The sequence below is a fragment of the Leptolyngbya sp. PCC 6406 genome (assembly GCF_000332095.2).
Taxonomy (GTDB): domain Bacteria; phylum Cyanobacteriota; class Cyanobacteriia; order Phormidesmidales; family Phormidesmidaceae; genus PCC-6406.
This window is the reverse complement of record NZ_KI913949.1, coordinates 2,648,038-2,672,453: the sequence shown is the minus strand read 5'-3', so window position 1 is coordinate 2,672,453 and position 24,416 is coordinate 2,648,038. Positions and strand designations below refer to the sequence as shown.

General features: G+C 56.6%; 24 protein-coding genes. 16 read left to right on the top strand and 8 right to left on the bottom strand.

All coding sequences use genetic code 11. The features are described 5' to 3' along the window. Positions 1–19: 19 nt before the first annotated feature. Positions 20–967, top strand: coding sequence for a choice-of-anchor L family PEP-CTERM protein (locus LEP6406_RS0211840; RefSeq protein ID WP_008316039.1), 948 nt, complete (start codon positions 20–22; stop codon positions 965–967). A gap of 384 nt (positions 968–1,351) precedes the next feature. Here the strand turns inward: LEP6406_RS0211840 and LEP6406_RS0211835 are convergent, their stop codons facing one another. The 3 genes from LEP6406_RS0211835 to LEP6406_RS0211825 form a co-directional block, all read right to left on the bottom strand. Continuing rightward, complete coding sequence (locus tag LEP6406_RS0211835; protein ID WP_008311578.1) at positions 1,352–2,218, bottom strand: ABC transporter permease; 867 nt, start codon at positions 2,216–2,218, stop codon at positions 1,352–1,354. Between the two features lie 13 nt (positions 2,219–2,231). After that, positions 2,232–3,407 (bottom strand): murein transglycosylase A, encoded by a 1,176-nt coding sequence (locus tag LEP6406_RS0211830; RefSeq protein WP_036028356.1) that lies wholly within the window; start codon positions 3,405–3,407, stop codon positions 2,232–2,234. 116 nt (positions 3,408–3,523) lie between these two features. Next, on the bottom strand, positions 3,524–3,778 hold the full coding sequence (locus LEP6406_RS0211825) for a hypothetical protein (RefSeq protein WP_008311581.1): 255 nt from the start codon (positions 3,776–3,778) through the stop codon (positions 3,524–3,526). Positions 3,779–3,953: 175 nt separating this feature from the next. Between LEP6406_RS0211825 and LEP6406_RS0211820 the strand changes: the two genes are divergently transcribed. The 9 genes from LEP6406_RS0211820 to pyrR all read left to right on the top strand — a co-directional run bounded on the left by LEP6406_RS0211820 (position 3,954) and on the right by pyrR (position 12,413). After that, positions 3,954–4,616 (top strand): Uma2 family endonuclease, encoded by a 663-nt coding sequence (locus LEP6406_RS0211820; protein ID WP_008311583.1) that lies wholly within the window; start codon positions 3,954–3,956, stop codon positions 4,614–4,616. Between the two features lie 101 nt (positions 4,617–4,717). Continuing rightward, a complete protein-coding gene (locus LEP6406_RS0211815; RefSeq protein WP_008311585.1) occupies positions 4,718–5,224 on the top strand; it encodes a hypothetical protein in 507 nt (168 codons plus the stop codon). Positions 5,225–5,436: 212 nt separating this feature from the next. Beyond that, complete coding sequence (locus tag LEP6406_RS0211810; RefSeq protein WP_027269072.1) at positions 5,437–6,327, top strand: hypothetical protein; 891 nt, start codon at positions 5,437–5,439, stop codon at positions 6,325–6,327. 68 nt (positions 6,328–6,395) lie between these two features. Further along, on the top strand, positions 6,396–8,282 hold the full coding sequence (locus tag LEP6406_RS0211805) for a hypothetical protein (RefSeq protein ID WP_155834679.1): 1,887 nt from the start codon (positions 6,396–6,398) through the stop codon (positions 8,280–8,282). A 274-nt stretch (positions 8,283–8,556) separates the two neighbouring features. Then, complete coding sequence (locus tag LEP6406_RS0211800; RefSeq protein WP_008311591.1) at positions 8,557–9,486, top strand: carbohydrate ABC transporter permease; 930 nt, start codon at positions 8,557–8,559, stop codon at positions 9,484–9,486. Positions 9,487–9,496: 10 nt separating this feature from the next. Then, the gene (locus LEP6406_RS0211795) at positions 9,497–9,940 is read left to right on the top strand and encodes an Rrf2 family transcriptional regulator (protein WP_008311593.1); all 444 of its coding nucleotides are present in this window, start codon (positions 9,497–9,499) and stop codon (positions 9,938–9,940) included. Further along, positions 9,921–10,943 (top strand): adenosylcobinamide-phosphate synthase CbiB, encoded by a 1,023-nt coding sequence (gene cbiB, locus LEP6406_RS0211790; protein ID WP_008311594.1) that lies wholly within the window; start codon positions 9,921–9,923, stop codon positions 10,941–10,943. Before LEP6406_RS0211795 ends, cbiB begins: the two co-directional genes overlap by 20 nt. Before the next feature lie 18 nt (positions 10,944–10,961). After that, positions 10,962–11,816, top strand: coding sequence for a Uma2 family endonuclease (locus LEP6406_RS0211785; protein ID WP_263971169.1), 855 nt, complete (start codon positions 10,962–10,964; stop codon positions 11,814–11,816). Positions 11,817–11,867: 51 nt separating this feature from the next. Then, positions 11,868–12,413, top strand: coding sequence for a bifunctional pyr operon transcriptional regulator/uracil phosphoribosyltransferase PyrR (gene pyrR / locus LEP6406_RS0211780; RefSeq protein ID WP_008311598.1), 546 nt, complete (start codon positions 11,868–11,870; stop codon positions 12,411–12,413). Between the two features lie 8 nt (positions 12,414–12,421). Here the strand turns inward: pyrR and crtD are convergent, their stop codons facing one another. After that, positions 12,422–13,930: a C-3',4' desaturase CrtD gene (gene crtD, locus LEP6406_RS0211775; RefSeq protein WP_008311599.1), complete on the bottom strand. Its 1,509-nt coding sequence runs from the start codon at positions 13,928–13,930 to the stop codon at positions 12,422–12,424. A 208-nt stretch (positions 13,931–14,138) separates the two neighbouring features. Here crtD and LEP6406_RS27720 point away from each other — a divergent pair, with 208 nt between their 5' ends. Continuing rightward, complete coding sequence (locus LEP6406_RS27720; RefSeq protein ID WP_008311600.1) at positions 14,139–14,609, top strand: hypothetical protein; 471 nt, start codon at positions 14,139–14,141, stop codon at positions 14,607–14,609. Positions 14,610–14,755: 146 nt separating this feature from the next. Next, positions 14,756–14,971 (top strand): hypothetical protein, encoded by a 216-nt coding sequence (locus LEP6406_RS32845; RefSeq protein WP_008311601.1) that lies wholly within the window; start codon positions 14,756–14,758, stop codon positions 14,969–14,971. Here the strand turns inward: LEP6406_RS32845 and LEP6406_RS30265 are convergent. Together LEP6406_RS30265 and LEP6406_RS0211760 are read right to left on the bottom strand one after the other, a co-directional pair. After that, positions 14,913–15,746, bottom strand: coding sequence for a peptidoglycan recognition protein family protein (locus LEP6406_RS30265; RefSeq protein WP_008311602.1), 834 nt, complete (start codon positions 15,744–15,746; stop codon positions 14,913–14,915). The genes LEP6406_RS32845 and LEP6406_RS30265 overlap by 59 nt on opposite strands. A gap of 308 nt (positions 15,747–16,054) precedes the next feature. Beyond that, the gene (locus tag LEP6406_RS0211760; protein WP_008311604.1) at positions 16,055–17,533 is read right to left on the bottom strand and encodes an alpha-amylase; all 1,479 of its coding nucleotides are present in this window, start codon (positions 17,531–17,533) and stop codon (positions 16,055–16,057) included. A gap of 323 nt (positions 17,534–17,856) precedes the next feature. On the opposite strand from LEP6406_RS0211760, the gene metH reads away from it, so the two are divergent. From metH to LEP6406_RS35620, 3 genes are read left to right on the top strand one after another with little or no spacing between them, the layout of a single operon-like run. Then, complete coding sequence (gene metH, locus LEP6406_RS0211755) at positions 17,857–21,585, top strand: methionine synthase (protein WP_008311606.1); 3,729 nt, start codon at positions 17,857–17,859, stop codon at positions 21,583–21,585. Positions 21,586–21,639: 54 nt separating this feature from the next. Then, positions 21,640–21,909 (top strand): DUF4160 domain-containing protein, encoded by a 270-nt coding sequence (locus tag LEP6406_RS0211750; protein ID WP_008311608.1) that lies wholly within the window; start codon positions 21,640–21,642, stop codon positions 21,907–21,909. Positions 21,910–21,918: 9 nt separating this feature from the next. Further along, positions 21,919–22,173: a DUF2442 domain-containing protein gene (locus tag LEP6406_RS35620; RefSeq protein WP_008311610.1), complete on the top strand. Its 255-nt coding sequence runs from the start codon at positions 21,919–21,921 to the stop codon at positions 22,171–22,173. Positions 22,174–22,315: 142 nt separating this feature from the next. Here the strand turns inward: LEP6406_RS35620 and LEP6406_RS0211735 are convergent, their stop codons facing one another. Further along, the gene (locus LEP6406_RS0211735; protein ID WP_008311614.1) at positions 22,316–23,053 is read right to left on the bottom strand and encodes a Uma2 family endonuclease; all 738 of its coding nucleotides are present in this window, start codon (positions 23,051–23,053) and stop codon (positions 22,316–22,318) included. 376 nt (positions 23,054–23,429) lie between these two features. Between LEP6406_RS0211735 and LEP6406_RS0211730 the strand changes: the two genes are divergently transcribed. After that, positions 23,430–23,609 carry a PDDEXK family nuclease gene (locus LEP6406_RS0211730; RefSeq protein ID WP_008311615.1) on the top strand — a complete coding sequence of 60 codons (180 nt, stop codon included), beginning with the start codon at positions 23,430–23,432 and terminating at the stop codon, positions 23,607–23,609. Positions 23,610–23,715: 106 nt separating this feature from the next. On the opposite strand, the gene LEP6406_RS32080 is transcribed toward LEP6406_RS0211730, so the two are convergent. Beyond that, on the bottom strand, positions 23,716–24,219 hold the full coding sequence (locus tag LEP6406_RS32080; RefSeq protein WP_225886512.1) for a DUF2752 domain-containing protein: 504 nt from the start codon (positions 24,217–24,219) through the stop codon (positions 23,716–23,718). Positions 24,220–24,416 lie beyond the last annotated feature (197 nt).

Genomic DNA, 24,416 nt, shown 5'->3' with positions numbered 1-24,416 from the left:
ACTGCTTTTTTCCTGCTTTATGCACGTCACTACCAAAACATCTTTTTTCGCTGGCGCTGTTGCGATCGCGGCCACCTCCACCCTTTGGAGTACTCCCGTCGCCGCTTTCACTGTCAACCAGAACAATGATGGCCTGCTACTGTTGACAGCCCTCCTCGGAGACACCACAGGTCTAAATAACTTTGATATTAATCTCACCGGAGATAGCCGTTCCTTCGGTACATTCCTCAATGATCCCTTTGGCCTCGATTCCGGTGTCGTCCTCAGTACTGGGCGAGTTGTAGATTTGCCCGGTCCCAATACCGCAGATAACTACATTCCTGGAGTTCCCAATAGCACCGATCTCAGTACGAATCTGGGAAGGCCCGGTGTGGGTCCCATTTCAGTTCCCGGATTTGGCACCTTCCCCACGTTTGACTTAGCCCAGCTCGATATTTCCTTCGATGCCGATGACACCGTTAGTGCACTTTTCTTTAACTATGTCTTTGGCTCGGAGGAATTTGTGGAATATGGGGGTACTGAGTTTAACGACCAATTTGAGCTGCTGCTGAATGGCGTTAACCTGGCCAAGTTGAATAATGGGCAGACCGTTTCTATCAACAACTTAGTACCGAACCCCTCTGGTCCCTACAACGCTGACTACATCAACAATCCAGCGGGGTCGGGAGTGGCCAATACGCGCCTAGATGGCTTTACGGTACCCCTGACCTTCCAGGGCAATGTCCTGCAAAATGCCCGCAATATCCTCTCGATCCGCATCTTTGATGTCGGGGATGGGATTCTCGATTCGGCGGTGTTTGTCCAGGGGGGCTCCCTCAGAACCGAACCCGTGGAACCTGAGCCCGTGGAACCTGAACCTGTCGATCCACCCCAATCCATTCCTGAACCGGGGACTATTCTAGGCTTGCTGGGCATGGCTGGCGCAGCGGTTCTGAGTCGGCGGCGGGCTAGGAATCAGGGCGGTTAAAACCGCTGCTATACAAACAAAGTCGGCCTTCGCCGACTCCCTAACCCGCGCAGGCGGGTTATAACCCTTCGGGTATGCTGCGCTAGTGGCTGTATAGGCGCGGTTTTAACCGCCCGCCTCTTATATGTTTGTCGGTCAACCAGGTACAGTATTTACCCCGCCCAGTACTAGTACTCCGGGGCGGAAATCCTGAGCCCATTTCCCCTAGGCGTTGCCTTTCTGCGGTGCATTGCTTCGCGAATGCACCCTACGAAACCCTGAAAATCAAATCTGATGATGCGCCAGCCCAACATTTTCCGGTCCCCTCGCCCCCTGGGAGAGGGCTAGGGTGAGGGGCCGAAGAGTACCACGATAGAACGGTTAGGGTATTTACGCCGCAGAGTACTAATTTTCCCGCTGCACAGCGCTCTCGTGCCATTGGCGGAGTAGGCGATCGCTGAGGATCGTCAAGCCGACAAAAATCAAGACCCCCAGCAGTGTCGTCATCACTAAGGCCGCGAACATGCGGGGGATTTGCAGATTGTAGCTAGACATCAAAATCTGGTAGGCAATCCCGGCCCGTGCGCCCCCGGTGCCCGCTACAAACTCCGCCACCACCGCCCCAATCAGGGCCAGTCCACCACTGATGCGGAGCCCCCCCAGAAAATAGGGCAGGGCGCTGGGCAACCGCAGATACCAGAGGGTTTGCCAACGGGATGCCCCGTAGAGGTGGAAGAGGTTCTTGAGGGTGTGGTCGGCACTATTGAGCCCCAGGGTGGTGTTAGACACGATGGGAAAAAAGGCCACGATCCAGGCGCAGACCACCAAGGCTGCCAGGGTATTGCTTCTAAACCAGATGATGATCAAAGGCGCGATCGCAACTACCGGGGTAGTCTGCATAATCACTGCGTAGGGAAAGAAGCTGCGCTCGATCCACTTGCTCTGGGTAAACAGCACCGCAATCAACACCCCCGACACCGTTGCGGCGATAAAGGCCAGCACCGTGATCTGGAGGGTGATTAACAGCGACGGAAACAACTGCGGCCATTCCTCCACTAGAGTCTGCATCACCAGCAGCGGCCCCGGTAGCAGGTAGGGAGGAAGGTCAAAAAAACGGACGCCCCCCTCCCAGAGACTCAACATAATCAGCCCCACAATAATGGGTGCGATCGCATCGGGATTCAACCAGCGAGCCCAGTTCAGGGAGCTATTTTCGCCAACCCTGCCTCCAGACGGGGATGAAACGGGTGGACGGGAATCTTTGCTGATCATTATGCCCACCTACTTAGGACCGCAGTAACAAGTAATAGAGGGCACCGTTGGTATTCACCTGACCCGCCTGCTCTCCAGCGGCGGTGCCCGTGCCGACAAAAATATCGACCCGCCCTGGCCCCAGGATGGCTCCCCCCGTGTCTTGATCTAGAACATAGCGCCTCATGGGTCGATGGCTCCAGGTGCCCTCAAGATTGCGTTCCGGCCAGTTGAGGCTGACCAGGGCCAAGGCTCCCGGCGGCATCAGGGACTTGTCGGTGGCAATGGAGCGGCCTGCGGTCACGGGCACCGAGAGGCTCCCCGTGGGTGGACCCCCATCGGTTTGGCGAAAGAATACGAAACGATCATTGCGGGGAATGTAGGCACTGAGATCCCCAGGATGGGCCTGGAAGTGGGCCAAGAGGCGATCTAGGGTCAGCTCCGCCGCTGGAATTTTACCGTCGTTAATCAGCTCCCGTCCCAGGCTGGTGTAGGGATATTCTGTCCGCCCCGCGTAGCCCACGGAGAAGAAACTGCCGTCAGTGAGTTGTAGACGGGCCGAGCCCTGCACTTGAACGAGGAAGGCTTCTAAGCGATCGCGTAGCCACACCAGTTCCAGACCCGCCAATGGCCCCTGGGCAGCGGCCAAGCCGTCCTGCCCCTCTAGGGCCAGACGGGTGGGGTGGGGTAGGGACCAATTGTCGAGGCTAGGGGGTCGCCGATAAAGGGGATAGCGGTAGGTGGCAGTGGGGGTGCGACTAGCCTGAAAGGTGGGCTCAAAGTAGCCAGTGAAATGGACCGTTCCCAGCCCGTCATTGCCTACGGCCTGGTACAGGGTGAATTCTCGTTGTACTGCCTGGTAAAACGCCGCTGGCGATGGGCTCACCTGCAACAGAGCACGAAAGCGTCGCAGGCTCCGAATAACGCGATCGCGATTCACCCCCGCCACTGGATAGTCCCGATAGGCCGTCACCGCCGCCGGAGTCGCCAGGTAGCTAAGGCTATGATCAATTGCCGTCACCATCGCCGACCGTTCCGCCCAGAGCGACTCATCCCAACCAAACTCCCTTGCCGTCGGCCATACTGCGACGGTTAGAGACTGGCCCAAAGGGGCCATTGCATGGAGGGGAGAATCTATGGGTTCTGGTGCCGACACCTGCGCCCAAACCTGGGGAATGCCATGCAGACCTAGGCTCAGGATCAGACCCATCACCAAACCCAAGTAGATCTGCCATCGCTGCCAACATCTTGGGCCTAGAGAATCGTCTTTCCGTCGCCTGTCAGACCAGAACGCTCTCAACATTCCACCACCGAAACGAGACCCCATCAATACCGCTCGACGCTAGAGCTAAAGACAGGTTCCACACGAATCGCTAGCAGACGAGAAGGACGAATCACCATGTATTCCCCCGGATTGATCTTGGGCACTGGGACGCTGATGAACTCATCGGAGGTGGATTTGGGCACAAATTCGCCGCTGTACCACTTCTGAAATTCCTGAATGGTGTGAAACCGCACCTCTTCCCGATGACCACCATCGAAAAGCAAATGGACAATATATTCGTTGGGGGTTCTTGCCATGGCGCTGGGATTAATCCAAACATCGTCCCCATTATGGGCTGGGATGAGAAAAAAATTGCAATTAACCCCGATATCGGTGACCTCGATTCGCTCAGATTCCCCCAAGCCAGGGTCTAGAATGAGCGATGCTAAACTACAAGCACTTGGGTTCAGCCAGCGACTATGAGCCGATTCCATGAGCCGATTCCCCACGCCCCTCAAACCATCCTCACCACTCCAGCAATGGTATTCCGCGACCTGGGAAGAATACTGCGCTCTACGGGACGCCCCGGACCTAGAGCACGTTAAACTTGCATTCAATCAAGGATGGCTATGGGTTGAGGTGGGTAGCGAAGGCATCAATCACGCTAGTTTTAGTGATTTGTTCACCATGCTGTTCGCATTTTGGGCTGTGCAGTATCCCGAGCAATCCTTTAGCTCTCTAGGGCGTTGCCTTCTAGAGCATCCTCGGTTCCGAGCCTGTTCTCCTGACCTAGTCTTGTACATTGGCGACGACTTCCCTCGTTGGCGTGATGGCAAACCCAGACAAATTGACCTCTCAACAGAGCGCGTTCCCGATTTGGTGGGGGAAATCGCTGATACTACCCTGGCCTCGGACTTAGAGGAGAAAAAGCATCTCTATGAAGCCCTCGGCATTCCTGAGTATTGGGTGATTGATGTCAAGGGGGAGCAGGTACTCGCCTTTCAACTTAACCCCCAGGGGGAGTACCAAGGCTGTGAGCGGTCCCGTGCTCTAAATGGGCTAGACATAGCACTGCTAACAGCAACCTTGAAGAAATTACCATCGGGTACCAACACCAGTGCTGCCGCCTGGTTTGCCCAAGCCATCACTCTCTAGGCTGAGGCCAGCTACAGTAGGCGTAGTCTTCCTTTCGTTTAGGCTTTATTCGGATCCATCCCCCGTTCAACCCAGCCCTTTCACATTTCCCTATATCAATCATGGTGAAATCAGGATTTCGCTGGACAGTTGCCCTACTCCTGGCCTGTCTAGCCTTTACCTCTGCCTGTAGCAGTGCCCCTGCCCCCAGTCGCTGGGACGCCGCCGATACCGCCGCCGTCGAAGCCCCCGCTGCTACCGATGATGTCCTCGCAGGTAGCGCCTTTAATAAATTCTTTCCTGCTGAAGGAGATGGCTACGAGCGCATCTATACTCAGGAAAAATCTGGCTTTGCTGAAGCCAAGCTCAAGCAGGGAGGGAGCGATTTGGCCATGCTGTCGGTCTCTGATACCGCCGCCAATCCCTCTGCCGCCACCCGCTACCGAGAAAGCGATCGCGCGATCGCGGGTTACCCTGCCGCTGAAATTGGCAGCACCGCCACCGGAGTTTTGGTGGGCGACCGCCTCCAGGTCAAAGTCCTCTCCCGCAGCGACGACTTCAGCCCCGAAGACCGAGCCGCATGGCTAGAGAAATTCGACCTCGACGGGCTAGAGTCCCTAGTGAAATAAAAGGTTCCTCCATTGGGCGCGGAAACCGCATCCCTAGGGCAACAATCCTGCATTGGGCGCGCGGCATCTCTGCGGTGCATTGCTTCGCGTTGGCGAAGCCGCGCCTTAGCGCTATGCACCCTACGGGAAATTCAATTCAAAACTCAAAACTTAAAATTTCTGTCACCTGTCACCCCATCACCCCCCTACCCCATCACCCTCTCCCCAAAACCATGAGCAAAAAAACAATCCACGCCCTTGTTGATGAACTGCCTACCCGCAATATCACGGTGTTTACCCTCAAGTCCCTCGACACCTTTTTGCCGGGAACTTGGGACAATCCGGTGGGCTTTGAGCACACCATCCGCACCGTCACTCGGGAAAAGGATGACGCCCTGATTCAGCAAATTGGAGAGCGGGCGATTCAGCTCTTTAACGATCGCTCCCAGGGCTACCAGCGGGCATTGTGGCTATACCAAACCATTGACAGTACCGGCAGCGCTCTGGGCACTGCCGCCCTGGTGAACAAAGTGGGAGAAAAGGTTCCCCTGCTGGGCTTCTTGAACCGCATTACCCCTAAGCCGGAAAAAGCCCAGGCCATTGACCTGTCGCTGAAACTGGTGACCGAAGTGGCGGCCTTTTGCGCCATCAACGGCATCCCCGGCGATAGCCTGAAGGATTTTGTGCGGGCACTGGGGGACTACGGCGGTGAGTCCCTGATTCGCATGGCGGCGCTGGTAGCCTTTGACGGCATTGTTCCCCTAGGCCCAACTTTTCTCAAGACTGTCCAAGCCAGTATCGAAAAGCTCACCCCCAAGGAGCTAGAGGACAACAAAGCATTCAAAAATATCCAGGAGGCCATCCCTGGCCGCTCCACCCGTGAGAATCTGGAATTTATTGAAAAAAGCTTCGATTCGACCAAGGGCTGGATGGAAAAGTTTGTTGCCTCTAAGGGACTGACTCGGCAGAAGATCACCACTAACCTTCAGGGCTTTATCGACTTTTCTGACGATAAGGCTGACTACCTGGGGGCGTTTCTAGATATGTCCACCAACTACTACGAGCACACGGGCATCCAAACCCTGGCCCATCGTCTGATCGAGCGGGCAGTAGCAGAGATTTAGAAGATACCCACCCCAGGCATCCCCCTTGACTGAACCACAATCCTTAAGTGTCAGGATTTGTGATGGGGATGGCGGGGGCTGATCCCTACTACAATTCAGGCCCCCTACAATGGGGGCGATCTATTTTCCCTGCCATCGTGTCCGACGACTTCTTTGGGGATCTGGCTGCTGCCACCCCTCTCATCGCTTCTGACCTATCCCCTGAGGTGCTGTTAACAGGGGCCTATCGAATTCTGTCTCCGGTGGAATTACCCCCAGCACTGGGGGCTAGAACGGGGGCAGTGCACCGGGCGACGGCTCAACTCGTGGGCATTGTCCGCACCCTCTACGCTCCTGGTAGTGGCTGGCCAGCGGATCTACCCCAAACCCCAGAGCATCTCCTGCCCTATGTGGGGGAGGAAGCGGAGGAACTGCGGGAGGCACTACGCCAAGCCCAGACGGTACGCCAAGAGTCCCCGATGATACTGGGGGTCGGGTCGGGCGATTGCCGTTTTGCGGATTTGATGTCGTGGATTTTGTGGGCGGTGGCCGCCAGTGCCTACGGGGCTATGGCTCTTCTGGAGGGGGTCGAGGCTAGGGTTGAGCTACCGGGCAAGGAGATCGGGGCATTTTGCAGTGGTGTGCGGCTGGTGCCCGTCCTTCGACTGGAGGGCGACCGGGCGCTGGCACTGGATTTGGTGACCCAAGCGTTCTGGGGGGAAGACGGGTTGGCGACGGATGCCATGGTTGAAGTTGGGATTGGAGCTGGAATTGGAACTGCGATGGCCCCTTGGGGCCGGTCCCTGGCCATAGCATCCAGTTGCTCCTCCCCTACTGTCGCTGGTGCTGTCGCTGATACTGTTGCTGGTGCTGATGTAGAAGGGCAGCGCTGTGGGACGATTCTCACCCGCCTGTGGCAAGCGGTAGAACGCCAGTCTCCTCTGCTGGCAAGTCTTGAAACCGGGTGGACAGTGGAGGTCTTGGTACCGGGAAGGCCGTGGAGCCAGGGGCAGCTACGGCTAGAGTTCGTTCTAGCGATTGTGCCGGATGCTGACGTGGGGAGTGCTGAAGATGATGCTCTCGATTTCCAGACGGGGGATCTACGGTCTAACCCTCTAACCGCGATGGCGGAGTCCTGGCCCCGACGGCTAGAACTCGACGCGATGCCCAATATTCCAAATATTCCAAATATTTCAAGTACAGATCCAAGTACGGATCCAAATACCGATCCAAGTACGGATTCAGGGACCGATTCAAGTGTGGATCCAGAAATTTCAATTACTGCCCTGAACCTGGATAGCCAAATTGCCTTTACCGATTCTGATTGGATCGAGGCTCTGGTGAACCATGCCCTGGGGACGACCTTGGCCCTGCCGATTCTAACTTCGGCGGCGGATTCTCCCTATACCCTGCCCCCGGAAGGTTCGGACCAAGCTTTGTTGGCATTGGTAGCAGCGGTGCAGGGGGTGGCAGAATTCCCGCCCAGTCTGGCCTTCGATCGGACGGGCGCAGTACCCCGGTGTGGCCTTTCAGACCTTGGGCCGTGGCTGCGGTGGTGGGTGGTGCGGACGGATCCGGTGATGATGGCCTTGATGGAGGGGATGACCGTGGCGGTGTTGGTGCCGGGATACCCCTGGGAAACGAGACGGCTGGGGGTGCAAATCTGCTTGCATTTTGCCCTGGCGGCGGCGGACTGGGGCCTGGATCTGATCACGGGGGAAGTCATCTCAATCCCTATCCCCACGGTGCCGGAGGATAGTTTGCTGATCCTGTCTGCGCCCCTTCTGGCAGGGCCGACAATACTTCGGTTGGCAGAACTGCGATCGCAGTTCTGCCACCACCTCCAGCAGATGTCCCCGGTCCTACCATCGCTGATGACGGGCACTGCGGTTACCATCCATGACCCCAAGACGGGAGAATCAGCAGACCAGTTGGCCCAGATGGGCCTACACCTGAATTTGGTCTTGATGGCCTGATGTGAGGGTGTGAGGATGTGAGGGTGAAGGGTGTGAGGGTGAAGGGTGTGAGGGTGAAGGGTGAAGGGTATTGGGGTATTGGGGTTATTTCCGTAGGGGCAATCCCTTGTGGTTGCCCTTGTTGCTGGGTGAAGGGTATTGGGGTATTGGGGGGACGGATTTGCCCGTAGGGGCGGGTTTGGCTCGTGTCTACTGGAAAATCCAGAGGTTAACGCTCAAAACCCGCCCTGCCCAGTGCCGGGTGACTGTAGGATGGGTTAGCGAAGCGTGACCTATGCTGTTCAAACCCAACTCCCTGCCGGAGCCCTCCCACGATCGCGGACGGCCCCTCTTACAATTTTTGATCCCCTACTTGTTTCTGGCCCCGGCTTTGATTGTGCTGGGGTTGACGGTGTTTTGGCCCGCCCTACAAGCGCTGTATCTGAGCTTTACCGAATATGGCTTTGATGTTACGCAACCGCCCCGGTGGGTGGGGCTAGACAATTTTCAAACTCTGCTGCGCGATCGCACCTTTTGGATCACGGTTAAAAACACCTTGATTTACCTGGTCGGGGTGGTGCCGCTGCTGGCGATCTTGCCCCTGGGGCTGGCGATCCTGGTGAATCAAAAGTTGCGGGGGATTCGCTGGTTTCGGGTGGCCTACTACACCCCGGTGGTGATTTCCATGGTGGTAGCGGGGATTGCATGGCGCTGGCTTTATGCCGAGAATGGCCTGCTGAACCAAGTACTTGTGGGCAGTGGCCTACTGGAAAAGGCGGTGCCCTGGCTCACCAGTCCCGCCCTAGCCCTACCCAGCGTTATGGTGGTGACGATTTGGAAAGGACTGGGCTACTACATGGTGATCTACCTGGCGGGATTGCAGACGATTCCCGCCGATCTCTACGAAGCCGCCGCCATCGACGGCTCCGACGGCTGGAAACGGCACTGGGATATCACCATTCCCCTGATGCGGCCCTACCTATTTTTGGTCACGGTGATCTCGGCTATCTCCGCCACCAAGGTCTTTGAAGAAATCTACATCATGACCCAGGGGGGACCGCTGAATAGCTCTAAAACCATCGTGTACTACGTCTACGAACAAGCCTTCCAGCAGTTGGAAATGAGCTATGCCTGTACCGTCGGACTGGCGCTGTTTTTAGTGATCCTAACGCTGTCGATCCTGCGACTTTCCCTGGATCGCAGCGAATCTCCTAGCCCGTTTTAGCCCCGGCCCCATGAAACTCACCAAGCGCGGCCACTACAGCGTCAAAGCCCTGCTGGACCTGAGCTTTCAGCCGCCCGGAAAACTGGCTTCGGTCACTGCGATCGCACAACGCCAAGACCTCCCCGCCCCCTATTTAGAAAAACTCCTGATCGAACTGCGGCGGGCGGGGTTGGTAGAGTCTGTCCGGGGAGCCCAGGGGGGCTATCGGCTGACCCGGCTGCCGGTGGACATTTCCCTGGGGCAAATTCTGGAGGCAGTGGGAGAAACAGTGGATCCCCTACCCCGCTACCAGCCCCAAGCGGACCAAGCGGAGGACTGGGCCACCCTCAGCATTTGGAAGCGCCTCCACGAAAAAATGAAGACTGCCCTCTACAGCATTTCCCTGGAAGACCTCTATTACGATGCCCGCAGTTGGCAGGCGGCCCACGGCGAGGATGCCAGCTTTGTGGTGTAGCGCTCCACTACTGGAGTCCCTGCTGGTGCCGCTGCTGGCTGCGATCGCAGATTTTCTCATTGGTGATCCCTGGCACTGGCCCCACCCCGTCCAAGCCATGGGCTGGGGCATTCAGCACTATAGCCGCTGGGCGCTAGCGACTATCCTGTCCCCCTGGGGGCAAAGATGGGCCGGAATTGTCCTCGCCCTAGGGTTGCCCCTGTTCAGTGGCGGGGTAGGAGCCGTCGCGGTGGCCGGGATCTGGCACTGGAATTCAGCGGCAGGCATCGCGATCTCCAGCCTTCTCTTTGCCAGTTGTCTGGCGGGGCGCAGTCTGCGGGATGCCGCCGAGTCTGTACTTACCCCCCTGAACCAGGGGAATCTGGTCGAGGCACGGCAAAAACTTCGACTCTACGTGGGCCGAGACACAGAAACCCTATCCGCCCCAGAAGTGCTACGGGCCGTATTGGAAACCGTCAGCGAGAATGCCACCGATGGCGTTCTCGCCCCCCTATTCTACGGACTGGTGGGGCTGGCCATGAATCCCGCCATGGGGGTGGGTCTGGCCCTGGCCTACAAGGGACTCAGCACCTTGGATTCGATGGTGGGCTACCGCGACGCCCCCCATACCCACCTGGGTTGGGCCAGTGCGCGTTTGGAAGACTGCGCCACCTGGCTTCCCTGTCGTCTGACGGTGCTCACCATTGCCCTGTTGTCAGGACGCCCCCGCTGGGTCTGGTCTCTGTGCCAACGGGATGCCCCAGCGGACCCCAGCCCCAATGCGGGCTGGAGTGAATGCGCCTATGCCGCCGCCCTGGGGGTGCAACTGGGGGGCGAAAATTACTACCGAGGACGGGTGAAGGTAAAACCTTTACTGGGAAATGCTAATCGCGCCATTACCGCGCTGGTGGTGGTCCAAGCCCTGGGTCTAACCCGCCGTGCCTGTCTGCTGTGGCTGGCGGTGGGCCTAGTCGGGCTGACCCTGCGTTATGGCCTACACTGTGGGTACTTTGCCAGTTTATAGCACCAATCCCCCACCCCATTGAGCCAAAAGTCAAGCGACCTCAGCCCCGCCATGACCGCCGAACTCACCCACCTGCCAGAAACACCATCCCTTCCTCCCAGCAATTTGATTTACGACGATGGCGTGCCCTTGGAAAGCAACCGCCATCGCATCGCCATGAATGTTCTGATTGCCAGCACCCACGCTGCCCTCATGCCCCGCCAAGACTACTTCACTGGCGGTAATATGTTCGTCTACTACAGCACGCGACAGGCCCGAAACCAAGGTTTTCGCGGTCCTGACTTCTTTGTAACCTTGAATGTAGACGGTAGCAAAGAGCGCAAATATTGGGCGATTTGGGAGGAAGACGGACGCTACCCCGATGTCATCGTAGAACTGATGTCTCCCAGCACCGCCACTATTGATCGCCAGGACAAAAAACACCTCTACGCCGATACCTTCCGCACACGGGAGTACTTCATTTATGACCCCTTTGACCCTGACTCGTTGCAGGGGTGGCGACTGGGAGAGCAGGGTTATCGAGAGCTGACCAAGAACGAGCGGGGCTGGCTTTGGTGCGAAACTCTGGGCCTATGGCTGGGACTTTGGCAAGGGGAAATTTTTCGGGAAACGACCCCTTGGCTTCGGTTCTACGATGGACAAGGCCATTTGGTGTTGCTGCCGGAGGAGCAAGAATGGCAGCGAGCGGAACAAGCTGAGCAGGCACTCAACCAAGAACGACAGCGGGCTGAGCAGGCTGAGCAGGCACTCAACCAAGAGCGCCAAACCCGCCTTGCGGCTGTATCTCGTTTGCTGAGCTTAGGGCTGACAGTGAATCAGGTCGCCGCCGCCCTGGATCTAACAGTAGCTGACGTGGAGCAAGTCCAAGCGTAGGGGTATGACACACCTTGCTGGACTAAACCTGGGCATAGTGGGAAGGCTGATATGACTAAAAGGGTCGAAATTTTGTCGGCGGCGGAGCTGCGCCGCACGGTGAATCGGCTGGCTTCGGAACTGATTGAGCGGGCAGGGGGGGTAGAGACTCTGGTACTGCTGGGCATTTACAGCCGAGGGGTGCCCTTGGCCCAGCGTATTGCCCAGCACATCCAGCATTTAGAGGGGCAGCCTGTTCTCCTAGGCTCCTTGGACATCACCCTTTATCGGGATGATCTGGACAGCATTGGCATTCGCACCCCGGCCCGAACCGAGTTGCCCTTTGACCTATCGGGCAAAACTGTGGTGCTGGTGGATGATGTCATCTACAGTGGGCGCACGATTCGCGCGGCGCTGAATGCGGTGAATGACTACGGGCGACCGGACATGATTCAATTGGCGGTGCTGATTGATCGCGGCCATCGCCAGTTGCCCATCCATCCCGACTTTGTGGGCAAGGTACTGCCCACCGCCCGCGAGGAGGCTGTGAAGGTATATCTCCAGGAAACCGATGGCGAAGATGCGGTGTACTTGATGCCCCGCACGGGTTTGGTATAGCCCCGAACTCAAGACCCCATTGTCGCCTCAATTTGGCGGACGACGGTGAGGGCAGAATAGCTGACGCCAGCGGTGCCCTCGCCGGGATGGGTGCAGTCCCCCACCAGCCACAGAGCGGGAATGGGGGTGCGGTTGGCAAAACCAAAGGGGCCAAAGGTGCGGAGCCGCATCCCCAAGCCACCCACAGCACCGCGATCGCGACCAGTGAAATGGGCAAAGGTACGGGGGGTAGCCGCTTCGATGTGGAGTAGATGCTCTGGCCGCAGATCAAAAAACTGACCCAGGTGACTGAGGGCCACCTCGGTATAGCGTTGCTTACGGGTAGGGTAGTCCTGGGTCTGTGCCCAGTCCTCTAGGTCGGTAAAAGAAGAGGCAATCACCGTCGCCCTGCCCTCCGGGGCGCGACCATCGCCGGGACGGCTGACGGAAAGAAACAGGGAATTGTTTTCTCCAATAGGACCATCTCCGTCGTAGAGAAATTGTAGGTGGGGTGGACAGTGGGGCGGGATTGCCGCCTGATCTACCCCCAGGTAGAGAACAAAGGCCCCAGAGGCAGCGGGTAGCGATCGCACTCGCTGCCGATAGCCCCGAGGAGCCTGATTCCCCAGGAGTTGGACCAAATTCTGCACAGTCACATTGGCCACGATCTGGTCAGCGGGCTGAGTCCAGGTTTCTCCAGTTTTTTGATGACGGACTGTGACTCCAGTGGGACGGCCCTGATCTAGGGCAATGTGCTCAACGGTATGGCCCATCAGCACCTTGCCGCCATCCCGTTCTAGGGCAGCTACTAGGCGATCACTCAACACCTGCATACTGCCGTGGAGATGGAACAATCCCTGGGGAGCCTGGGCCACGCTGAGGGCGGTGGCGGCATAGAGCAGGGCAGTGTCATCGGCCCCAACTTGGGAATAGAGCTTGAGCTGAAGATCCAGAAAGGTTTTGAGGCGACGATCGCCATAGAGGCCCAAGGCTTTTAACGCTTGACCCACGGTGGTGAAGGTGAAGGGAATCGTCACCAGGGTGTCAGGTCGTACCGCAGCCACCAACTGCCCCAAATCCCACGGACTGCGAGGGGGGAGCACGGGCTGTCGCCCTTGGAAGCGCCAACTGGCTTGAAACAGGGTTTGCAACAGGTGCCAAAAGGGTTCACTGCCGGGAAACTGGCGTTGCCGCTCTGCCCGCCAGCGATCGCGATCGCGCCAGACCTGCACCGGCTCCGTTTCCCCCGGCAGGTACACGGCACAGGCGGGGTCGCAGAAGCTGGACTCTGGCAGTGGCATCTCCAACTCCGCAAAGATCTGGTGGTGAATCCCCCCTGGCTCTAGCCCTGCCACCTGGGTCGCCCCCACGTCAAACGTAAAACCCCGCCGCCGAAAGGTAGAGGCACAGCCCCCCGGCACCTGGGCCTGGTCAAAGACGGTGACCGCATACCCCCGCTTGGCCAACAACGCCGCCGCCGTCAGGCCACCAATACCGCCGCCGATTACAACCACAGAACTTGCCGAAGCGGGAGCCATAGCGCCGTTACATTTCGTTACTTTCTTTCCTCAGTCTACCGACTATCCCGATTCCGTGAAAGAGTGACGCCCGAACAGGTTGCCCTGGGATAGGACCTGGGATAGGACCACTCCGACCCAAATTCAGGGCAAAGATACCCAAAAAGATGAATATGGTTTATATTCATTTTAGTGAATATGCACTTTTAGTGATTTCTAGGAGGCCGCCATGTATTTTGTCTCTGTGACCCGACTCCGACTGCGATCGCCCTGGCATTTGCCCGCCTTTATGATGCATAACCTGCTGACCACACGACAGGCCCAACGTACCCCTGGCTTCATTGCCGGAGGGGTGGCAGCGGATGCCCATCACACCTATTGGACGCTGACCCTGTGGACAGAGGCAGCGGCTATGAAGCTGTTGCGAGACCAGGGAGCCCATCGACGGGTCATGCCCCAGATTCAGAATTGGTGTGATGAGGCCATAACGGCCCATTGGCAGCAAGACAGTCCCCTACTGCCAACCCTAGAAGAGGCATACCAGCAGATCCAGGCAGGAGGGCATTGGACGCGCCTGAAGAATCCCAGCCCAGCCCAGGAGCAGCGAGTGATGCCGCCGCCCCCCACAGCCCGGATCTTTCCCCTGCGACCTCACCATTCCCCAGCGGCAGCCCAAGCAAAAATGGGAGCCAATTTATAAATCGGCCCTGATTGGCCTCCGGAAACAGGAAAAATTTACATAATCCTGAAAGTGAGATTGCGGCGCTGTAGTAGCCTCTAGAGCCCAATTCCATACGGATACTGACGCGAGTCATCAAGGGTTTCACCCTATTGGAGATTCCATCCATGCCAATCCCAGAACTGCGACCCTGGCGTCTTGTGCTTTTATTTGGTACTGTCCTACTGGTGACGGCCTACTTGCCCCATCCAGGGCTGGGAGATCCCTTACCCCAAACCCTACATAGCTTGATCAAGAACTGGCAGCCTAACCCGGCAGAAACCGCTACCCAGACAGCCCAGATCGGTTGGGATAACGGTGCAGCAGCGTCAGCAATCGAGTGAAGTCAAAGCTGCGGGGATCTAGGCGAGAGCCAGAGCGATCAACTCGGCGATGGGTTGTAATGCGATTGTCGGGGATGTTGCTGCGGGACAGCAGCCAAGCTAGAGAATCGTACTGAGCCTGGGTATAACCACTGTGGGTAGTACTGTTGCCCCGCCCATCACTGGGGGTTTCTAGGGAAACGTGGTAGGCAAAGTTATTGACTGATGGGGGAAAGGCCGGGTTTGTCGTCACAGTCTCAGGACCGTTAGGACCGTCGAAGACTGAGTTACCTGCCCCATAGGCCCGGTTTTCTGGCGGCACGATGTAGTAAACAGTACCATCTAGGCCGATCAACGTGTGGTAGCTGACCTGGTCGGCATCATTAGCGTGGTAAGTCCGAAACAGGTTTAGAGCACTCTGGGCCGAACCCACGGTCTCGTGCAACACGGCAATGAATTGATTATTGACGGGGTGACCATAGGCATCGGTGCCATAGCGATCGCCATAGTTACTCGGGTCCGCAAGGGCAATTTCCTGGCGGGGCTGGTAAGTGGGGGGTGTCTGGGCCACTAAAGGGGCAGTAGCCCTGGTCTGTCCAGGGTTTCTATTCTGGGGGGCGTTTTTGTTCTGTCCAGGGTTTCTGCTTAGGACGGCGTTGCTCTCCTGAGGTGCAGTAGCCTCGCGGACCAAGACTAAATCCTGGGTGGCGGTGGGGTCATCCTTCGGGGTTGGGACTAAAGTGATCACCATGGCGTCAGCGATTTCCGGCAGCCCTGCCGCTTGATTAATCGCCATGAGGCGATTGAAAGATGGAAAGAGAACGACTATTAGTAGACCCAATATCCCAGCCAACGCTAGGCTGAGACCCCAAGACCATCGACGGGACTGCATCCGACCTTACTCTCCGTGCTGCATTATGCTTTGTGCCAGTCTAGGATATGGACCCTAGCTGCCGCCTATTGTGCCTGAGAGATCTAAATGGGTCTTCTCTCTTAAGTTTCATTACATGGAGATTATCTTTCCAATCGTGCTGGGCTATCGCTCCATCATTGGGGCGATAGCTGGGAACTGCACGCGGAGCCTACGGTTCACGAGACCGAGTATCAGGACTTAGGCACCCAGACTGACACCGAGCCCCCGTTGCACCGGAACTCCGCCCACCCCTCGTCATTCGTGGTGATAGGGGTTTCAATATGACCCGTGATGTCGTGATAGGTGCTGTTGGGATTGCCCACATCCATCCACTTGGTGCCATCAGAAGCATTCGTGAGCACCACCGCCATGCCGCCAGGATTTTCCTCCGTGCCTAGGCGGGTCCACCCAACACAGTTGGGATGGTCAAAGTACTCATACTGGTCACCAAAGGCATAGGTCTGACGCACCTCTAGGAAGATGTCGATCAATTCCTTGTGGCTGTCAAGCCAAATTTCATGTTCATTGCCATCATTGCCCACATCCTTATAGTGCGCCCCGTAGTAATCCGCGCAAAAGATACAGGGATACCCTTCCCGCCGCAGCAGAATTAGGGCATAGGCTAGGGGCTTAAACCAGGCTTCCACCACCGATTCCAAGGACTGCAAGGGTTGGGAATCGTGGTTATCCACTAGGGTAACCGCCAGGGCGGGCTGATCTTGCACCAGAGTATTGTCAAAAATTCGCCGCAGATCGTAGTCTTTCCCAGCCTTACTGGCGACATGGAAGTTGTAGTGGAGTGGCGCATCAAACAGCGTAATGCGCCCATTCGTGGTGGCGATAAAGTGGTGGAGAGCTTCCACCTCATAGGACCAATATTCTCCCACTCCAAACAGTTCTTTGCCGGTTTTCTGACTCACATGGTCCAGCCAAGCGCTGAAAAAGTCGGCCCGAACATGCTTCACTGCATCAAAGCGAAACCCTTCAACCTCGGTCAGATTGACATACCATTCGCCCCAATAATTCAGTTCCCCGATCACCTCGGGATGGGCCATATCTAAGTCACAGCCCATTAGATAGTCATAGTTGCCCTTCTCTAAATCCACGCCGCCATCAAATTCCTTGCCCTTGAGCAGGTAAATGGCATCCTCGCCCTCGTTGTAGGCGTTGTAGTCGATGGCATCAAAGTGCCACCAGTGCCATTCCAGGGTGGAGTATTTGCCTTGGCGTCCGGGAAAGGTGAAGTGGGTCCAGGCTTTGATAGTTTGATACTCACCAATGGTTTCCCCTCGGTTATGGGGATTGAAGGGGGTAGCCTCTACCTCTTCAGTTTCATCCGCCCCCAGCCTGTGGTTGAACACCGCATCGGCATAGATGCGAATGCCAGCGCTTTGGGCAGCTTTGACGGCGGCTAGATATTCATCTTTAGTGCCGTATTTAGTGCGAATGGATCCCTTTTGATCAAATTCCCCTAGGTCAAAGAGGTCGTAGACGCCATAGCCCACATCTAAACCGCCACCGATGCCCTTGTAGGCGGGGGGGAGCCATAGGGAGGTGACGCCACGCTGGGCCAAATCCGTCGCTGACTCGGCGACCTGTTTCCACAAATTACCATCGGCAGGGCTATACCAATGAAAATACTGCATCATGACGCCGTTGAATTCAGCCATGGGATCAGTCCTTTCCTAAAGAAATGGCAGGTTTGCTGGTCTGCGCCATGGCAACAACGGGATCTGAACCCATTGCGCCATCTCCCGACCTGGGAGGCGATAGGCCAAGTATGGCATAGGGGTTTGGCACTATTGAGGTGTCATTGGAATCGGTATCTTTGGCAGCGACTTCCTTTCACCATCAATTTATAGCGTCCCGCAATCAAGAATTTGCGGTGTCATACCCCGACTTTGTTTGCGACTCTCCTCAGCATATTCAATGCCCCAATCCGCACCGGGGAAAGCCATGTAACAATAGGGTTTCCACCAGAGTCCCGCCCACCATGAACAGAGCCTTCCTGGATCGTCTCCATAGCCCCGAACACCCCGTCATCGTTTTTGACGGGGCCATGGGCACTAATCTCCAGGTGCAAAACCTCACTGCTGCCGATTTCGGTGGCCCTGAGTATGAGGGCTGTAACGAGTATCTGGTCATCACCCATCCCGAAGCGGTCAAAACTGTTCATCGCGACTTTTTAGCCGCCGGGGCCGATGTGATCGAGACCGACACCTTTGGCGGCACCTCCATTGTCCTGGCAGAGTATGACCTAGCGGATCGAGCCTACGAATTGAATAAGGTAGCGGCATCTCTCGCTAAATCCGTTGCTCAGGACTATTCCACCCCCGAGAAACCCCGTTTCGTCGCCGGATCCATGGGACCAGGGACAAAGTTGCCCACCCTGGGTCACATTGATTTTGATTCCTTGAAGGCAGCCTATGGGGAACAGGCCAAGGGATTGCTGGATGGTGGTGTAGACCTGCTGCTGGTGGAAACCTGTCAGGATGTGCTGCAAATCAAAGCTGCCCTCAATGCCATTCTGGAAGTCTTTGCAGAACGAGGCGATCGCGTTCCCCTGATGGTCTCCGTCACCATGGAACAACAGGGCACGATGCTGGTGGGCACGGAAATGGCCGCTGCTCTGACGATTCTGGAGCCCTACCCCATCGATATTCTGGGGCTCAACTGCGCCACGGGGCCAGACCTGATGAAGGATCACATCAGGCACTTGGCGGAACAGTCTCCCTTCGTCATTTCCTGCATCCCCAATGCCGGACTGCCGGAAAATGTCGGCGGTAATGCGGTCTATCGCCTCACCCCGATGGAACTCCGCATGTCCCTGATGCACTTCATCGAGGATCTGGGGGTACAGGTGATCGGCGGCTGCTGTGGTACCCGACCGGAGCACATTGCCCAGTTGGCGGAGTTGGCGAAGGATTTACGCCCCAAGGTGCGACCCGTGCGGGTGAAGGGTGAAGAGTGGGGAGTGAAGGGTGAAGAGTGGGGAGTGAAGAGTGAAGAGAATGCACCCTTTACCCTTTACCCTTCACCCTCTACCCCCCTCCCCTCCCCTCGCCCTGCCCTCAATTACATCCCCGCCGCCGCCTCTATCTATAGTCCCCAGCCCTATGACCAAGACAATTCCTTCCTGATTGTGGGGGAACGGCTGAATGCTAGCGGCTCGAAAAAATGCCGGGAGATGCTGAATGCGGAGGACTGGGATGGCCTGGTGGCCCTGGCGCGATCGCAGGTGAAAGAGGGTGCCCATATCCTGGATGTGAATGTGGACTATGTGGGCCGCGATGGCGAGCGGGATATGCACGAGCTGGTGTCGCGCCTGGTCACCAACGTCACCCTGCCCCTGATGCTGGACTCCACGGAATGGCAAAAGATGGAAGCGGGGCTGAAGGTGGCGGGGGGCAAGTGCATCCTCAACTCCACCAACTATGAGGATGGGGACGAGCGGTTCTTCAAAGTGCTGGAGCTAGCGAAAACCTATGGCACGGGCATTGTCATCGGCACCATCGACGAAGACGGCATGGCCCGCAGTGCCGAGCGGAAATTCCAGATCGCCCAGCGGGCCTACCGAGATGCCCTGGAATATGGCATTCCCGCCCATGAGCTGTTCTACGACACCCTGGCCCTGCCCATTTCCACCGGGATTGAGGAGGACCGAGTCAATGGTCGGGAAACCCTGGAATCTATTCGCCTGATTCGGGAACATCTCCCCGGTTGTCACATCATGCTGGGGGTGTCGAATATCTCCTTTGGCCTCAACCCGGCGGCGCGGGTCGCCCTGAACTCGGTGTTTCTCCATGAGGCCATGCAGGTGGGGCTAGATGGAGCCATCGTCAGCGCGGCTAAGATTTTGCCCCTGGCCAAAATCGAGCCCGATCACCAGCAGGTCTGTCGGGATCTAATCTACGATCGCCGTCAATACGATGGCGACATTGTTAGCTACGATCCCCTGACCAAGCTGACGACGCTCTTTGAGGGCAAGAGCTTTAAGAAGAAAATTGCGATCGCAAAAGATCTGCCCATTGAGGAGCAGCTTAAACAGCACATCATCGACGGCGAACGCATCGGCCTCGACGATGCCCTGGCTACTGCCCTCCAAACCCATCCCCCCCTCGAAATCATCAATACCTTCCTCCTCGACGGCATGAAGGTAGTGGGGGAACTCTTCGGCTCCGGGCAAATGCAACTCCCCTTCGTGCTGCAATCCGCCCAGACCATGAAAGCCGCCGTCGCCTACCTAGAGCCCTACATGGAAAAAGCCGACAGCGACGGCTCCGGCAAAGGCACCTTCATCATCGCCACCGTCAAAGGCGATGTCCACGACATCGGCAAAAATCTGGTGGACATCATCCTTTCCAACAACGGCTACAAGGTCGTGAACCTAGGCATCAAACAGCCCGTAGAAAACATCATCCAAGCCTATCGAGAACACAACGCCGACTGCATTGCCATGAGCGGCCTGCTGGTGAAATCCACCGCCTTCATGAAGGACAACCTGGAAACCTTTAACCAGGAAGGCATCACCGTCCCTGTCATCCTCGGCGGTGCAGCACTAACCCCCAAGTTCGTCCACGAAGACTGCCAGCGCACCTACAACGGTCGCGTGGTCTACGGCAAAGACGCCTTCTCCGACCTGCACTTCATGGACAAACTCATGCCCGCCAAGGCCCAGGAAAACTGGGATGACCTGCGGGGCTTTTTAGATGAAGAGGAAGAAATTAGAGGGGAGGAAATTCAAAATTCAAAATTCAAAATTCAAAATTCAGAAGTGGCAACAACTGCCGCTGAAAACCCATCCACCCATCTACCCATCCACCCATCCACCCTCGACACCACCCGCTCCGAAGCCGTAGACTCCACTATTCCCCGCCCGACCCCCCCCTTCTGGGGCACACGTATCCTCAACCCTGAAGATATTTCCCTGGAGGAAGTGTTGGGCTATCTGGATCTGCAAGCGCTGTTTGTGGGGCAATGGCAATTCCGAAAACAGAAGGAACAGTCACGGGAGGAGTATGACGCTTTCCTACAAGAAACCGTACACCCCATTCTGGAGCACTGGCGGGGACGCATTCTGGCGGAAAACCTGCTCCATCCCCAGATCGTCTACGGCTACTTCCCCTGTCTAGCTGAGGGGAATTCGCTGTATATCTACGATCCCTCTGTAATAGAGGAGATTCAAAATTCAAAATTCAAAATTCAAAATTCTGACCCGATCGCCACCTTCACCTTCCCCCGGCAAAAATCCCTGCGGCGGCTCTGCATATCAGATTTCTTCTTGCCCAAGGAGATAGCTCAGCCAGGACAGTTCGACGTGTTCCCCATGCAGGCGGTGACGGTAGGGGAAGTGGCGACGGAATTTGCCCAGACCCTATTCAAGGCGGATCAGTACACCGACTACCTCTATTACTACGGGCTGTCGGTGCAGACCGCTGAGGCGATGGCGGAATGGTGTCACGCCCGGATTCGGCGGGAGCTAGGCTTTGGGGATCAGGAACCGGAAACCCTGCGGGAAATCCTGCAACAGCGGTACCAGGGATCGCGCTATAGCTTTGGCTATCCCGCTTGTCCCAATATGGCGGATCAGCCGGTGCAGTTGGATCTGCTGGGTTGCGATCGCATCGGCATGACCATTGATGAAAGCGATCAGCTCTATCCTGAGCAGTCCACCACCGCGATCGTCGCCTACCACCCCGCCGCCAAATACTTCAGCGCTTAAGCAGGCAAGATAGAATCTGGTCAGTTCCACTGACCAGATATTGCGGATTAGCAGATGCCTGTTGTATCCATGTTCTATGGAATCATTGTCTTGATGTACTTCTTTGACAACAGGAAGCACCATCAACCCCATATTCACGTGAAGTATCAGGGTGAAGAGGCTGTAATCTCCATCCCAGAGGGTGTCCTGCTCGAAGGCAAGCTGCGTAGCTCCAAACTGAAGTTGGTGCAAGCTTGGGTAGAAATTCATCAAGATGAACTGATGGCTGACTGGGAACTTGCTGTGGCCGGTGAGCAAATCTTTAAGATTGATCCATTGCGATAGGAGGTTTCAGTGTCTCCCAAGGTTGTAAAAGTAGAGGCTTTGGAGCAAAGTCAGTTGCGCCTGTTCTTTGAGAATAGTGAGGTCAGACGCTTCGACGTTTCACCCTATCTGGAGAAGGGCATCTTCAGAGAATTGAGTAATCCCCACTATTTCAATCAAGTCCGCCTATTTTTCGGAGGTGTGCAGTGGCCCCACGAACAGGACTTCGGGCCAGACACTCTATTCCTAGAAAGCACCCTTGAAAGGATCTGGGATGCCGCTTAAAACAGGGGTGGGCTTGAGGGCTAGGGCTGCTGTGAGCTGATCGCATTGGCCTCACCATGGACGAAAGCGACCAGCTCTACCCTGAGCAGTCCACCACCGCGATCGTCGCCTACTACCCCGCCGCCAAAGACCTCAGCCCTGGCTAGACTGGGTCGGGGTCAATGCCCTGGGCGCGTAGCAGGGCGGCAAGGCGGTCAGCCCGCTGTCGCTCAGCTTCAGCCCGCTGACGTTCCGCCTCAGCTTGTTCTGCACTCCAGAGCAGCAGGTTGCCGTCGGCATCCCACCAGCGCAGCCAGTTCAGGGTTTGGGCCAACCGCTCTCCCCGCCATACCCCTAAAAATAGCCCCAGCGGCTCAATCCAAAAACGTCCGGCAACATCGGCGGGTTGTAGTTCATAGCGGCCACCTTGCAGATGACGCACCTCTAACCGACCTCCCATGGGCTCGTAGATAACATAGACTGGCACCTGCAAAATCTGCTCGTAAAAGTAGAGCTTGCCGTAGGGTGGCAGCGCGCGAATGGACAACTCGCCGTTGTCATCAGCGGACAAAAACTCCATCACAATGGCGACCGGGTCCCCTTCTCGACTGGGGGTATAGCTGCGGCGCACCACTCCCTCCGGAACCGGATTCGCCTGGGGGACGTAGAACCAGTCGGGTGCTTTCACCACGGTCTCGCTGTCTACTCCAGCTACCAAGCCAAAGTTAGAGCCGATTAGCATCTCGGGACGAATGCGCTGGGCGGCTCCCAGGGCATCGGTGAGGGCGGCAGCCAGGGGTGGCTGTTGAATATTTTCCACCGGATCGTCAAGCAACTTAAAGTCGTCGGGCAAGGGCGGCCAGGTGATGACCGGGCCAGTGCGGGGTTGAGCTTGAACCATAGCAAGCCTTTCCTATGCATCATCATGACCAGCAACGGTGCTGATCCCTTCTTTAGTATCGACAGGAGCGACGGAGGGTGTTTGTACCGTTACCTAACTTTCAGTCTAGTCTGGCAGGCTAGAACGAACTGAAGTTATCGGAAACGAACTTGTCCTCAGCCGCTATACCTGAGGCAGAGATCGTTGCCATAAGGGACGTGTGTCTAAATAAAGTATCGGAACCGTTGAGCACTGGTAGGGTGCATAGCGCTAAGGCGCGGCTTCGCCTTTTATGTCGCTTGCGAAACGCGAAGCAATGCACTAATAGGCAAGGTGGCAATTGGTACCTTATTTTCTTGCGAGTCCCTAATCAGAGTGTCACTGCTGGGGAGATCCCATGACCATTGCCACTCAACGTCTAACCCTACATGAATATCTGGCCTATGGGACCGATCGCGATCGCGGCTACGAACTAGTGAAGGGGGAACTGCGGCCCATGGGTCTGGGAACTGGGAGGCATGGGGCGATCATCAAGCGCCTGGTGAGGGTGAAACCTTACTCCAGTCCGCAACCTTAACCTTCCCAGACCTCACCCAAACAGCAGAGCAAATTTTGCATTGAAATCAATGGACGTTCTAGCGGTTCTCCACTGGGAAAACGCCACCTCTGGACTTGGGCAAGGTTTAGAGGGCCTTGGCTCCGATCTTGACAAACTGCCACAGGGCGGTTTGGTCTAGCCCCCAGGGTAAATCGCCTGCTCCATAACGGACCCACAGCCGTAGGAAGTAGTAACCCAAGTAGATGGCTGTGATTAGCACGAGGCCGCGCCAGTTGAGCAGAAAGGCGTAGATCTTCATCAGCGATCGCCGCGATCGCAACTCCAGCACCGCTGTCGTGAGAATGGTGAGAAATCCTGCAAAGATCAGCGGCCCAAAGGCGTGGAATTGCATTGCTGTCTTCAGATCTCCCCGAACTAGAGCTAGAAAGGAGCGAGTGAGACCGCAACTGGGGGAGGGAAAGCCAAAGTGGACTTGGAACTGGCAGGGGGGCAGGGGCAGAGACATTCCGAAGAGACCGATGCTCAAGGCCGCTATCAAGGGCGCACTAGATGCCGCGATCGCAACATACCGCCATAGAGGATAGATCAGTCTTGGCTGGGAGGGGACGCTAAGCATAACTGTAAACATATAGCGGTTCTCACTCGGGTTAAATACACACAAGGGGCTTAAGCCCCTTGTTCGCTGAAGTTTCATCAAGTTGAGGTGTACCTCATACATTAGGGAACCGCTATAACTATTCCAACACTTCGGACAGATTTAGGCGGCTATAGCTCCAGCTTAGGCGGCTATAGCCCCGTAATTTAGGAGGCTCTGGTAGTTGGGGT

Bases quoted from the DNA above. Each gene is read 5' to 3' on its own strand.
- crtD (WP_008311599.1), bottom strand. From the start codon at position 13,930: ATGGCTCCCGCTTCGGCAAGTTCTGTGGTTGTAATCGGCGGCGGTATT.
- LEP6406_RS0211730 (WP_008311615.1), top strand. From the start codon at position 23,430: ATGACCATTGCCACTCAACGTCTAACCCTACATGAATATCTGGCCTAT.
- LEP6406_RS0211840 (WP_008316039.1), top strand. From the start codon at position 20: ATGCACGTCACTACCAAAACATCTTTTTTCGCTGGCGCTGTTGCGATC.
- LEP6406_RS0211825 (WP_008311581.1), bottom strand. From the start codon at position 3,778: ATGGCAAGAACCCCCAACGAATATATTGTCCATTTGCTTTTCGATGGT.
- cbiB (WP_008311594.1), top strand. From the start codon at position 9,921: ATGCCAGCTTTGTGGTGTAGCGCTCCACTACTGGAGTCCCTGCTGGTG.
- LEP6406_RS0211805 (WP_155834679.1), top strand. From the start codon at position 6,396: ATGGCGGGGGCTGATCCCTACTACAATTCAGGCCCCCTACAATGGGGG.
- LEP6406_RS0211760 (WP_008311604.1), bottom strand. From the start codon at position 17,533: ATGGCTGAATTCAACGGCGTCATGATGCAGTATTTTCATTGGTATAGC.
- LEP6406_RS0211735 (WP_008311614.1), bottom strand. From the start codon at position 23,053: ATGGTTCAAGCTCAACCCCGCACTGGCCCGGTCATCACCTGGCCGCCC.
- LEP6406_RS0211810 (WP_027269072.1), top strand. From the start codon at position 5,437: ATGAGCAAAAAAACAATCCACGCCCTTGTTGATGAACTGCCTACCCGC.
- LEP6406_RS27720 (WP_008311600.1), top strand. From the start codon at position 14,139: ATGTATTTTGTCTCTGTGACCCGACTCCGACTGCGATCGCCCTGGCAT.
- LEP6406_RS32845 (WP_008311601.1), top strand. From the start codon at position 14,756: ATGCCAATCCCAGAACTGCGACCCTGGCGTCTTGTGCTTTTATTTGGT.
- LEP6406_RS30265 (WP_008311602.1), bottom strand. From the start codon at position 15,746: ATGGCGATTAATCAAGCGGCAGGGCTGCCGGAAATCGCTGACGCCATG.
- LEP6406_RS0211835 (WP_008311578.1), bottom strand. From the start codon at position 2,218: ATGATCAGCAAAGATTCCCGTCCACCCGTTTCATCCCCGTCTGGAGGC.
- metH (WP_008311606.1), top strand. From the start codon at position 17,857: ATGAACAGAGCCTTCCTGGATCGTCTCCATAGCCCCGAACACCCCGTC.
- LEP6406_RS32080 (WP_225886512.1), bottom strand. From the start codon at position 24,219: ATGTTTACAGTTATGCTTAGCGTCCCCTCCCAGCCAAGACTGATCTAT.
- LEP6406_RS0211750 (WP_008311608.1), top strand. From the start codon at position 21,640: ATGCCTGTTGTATCCATGTTCTATGGAATCATTGTCTTGATGTACTTC.
- LEP6406_RS0211820 (WP_008311583.1), top strand. From the start codon at position 3,954: ATGAGCCGATTCCCCACGCCCCTCAAACCATCCTCACCACTCCAGCAA.
- LEP6406_RS0211795 (WP_008311593.1), top strand. From the start codon at position 9,497: ATGAAACTCACCAAGCGCGGCCACTACAGCGTCAAAGCCCTGCTGGAC.
- LEP6406_RS0211800 (WP_008311591.1), top strand. From the start codon at position 8,557: ATGCTGTTCAAACCCAACTCCCTGCCGGAGCCCTCCCACGATCGCGGA.
- pyrR (WP_008311598.1), top strand. From the start codon at position 11,868: ATGACTAAAAGGGTCGAAATTTTGTCGGCGGCGGAGCTGCGCCGCACG.
- LEP6406_RS0211815 (WP_008311585.1), top strand. From the start codon at position 4,718: ATGGTGAAATCAGGATTTCGCTGGACAGTTGCCCTACTCCTGGCCTGT.
- LEP6406_RS0211830 (WP_036028356.1), bottom strand. From the start codon at position 3,407: ATGGGTCTGATCCTGAGCCTAGGTCTGCATGGCATTCCCCAGGTTTGG.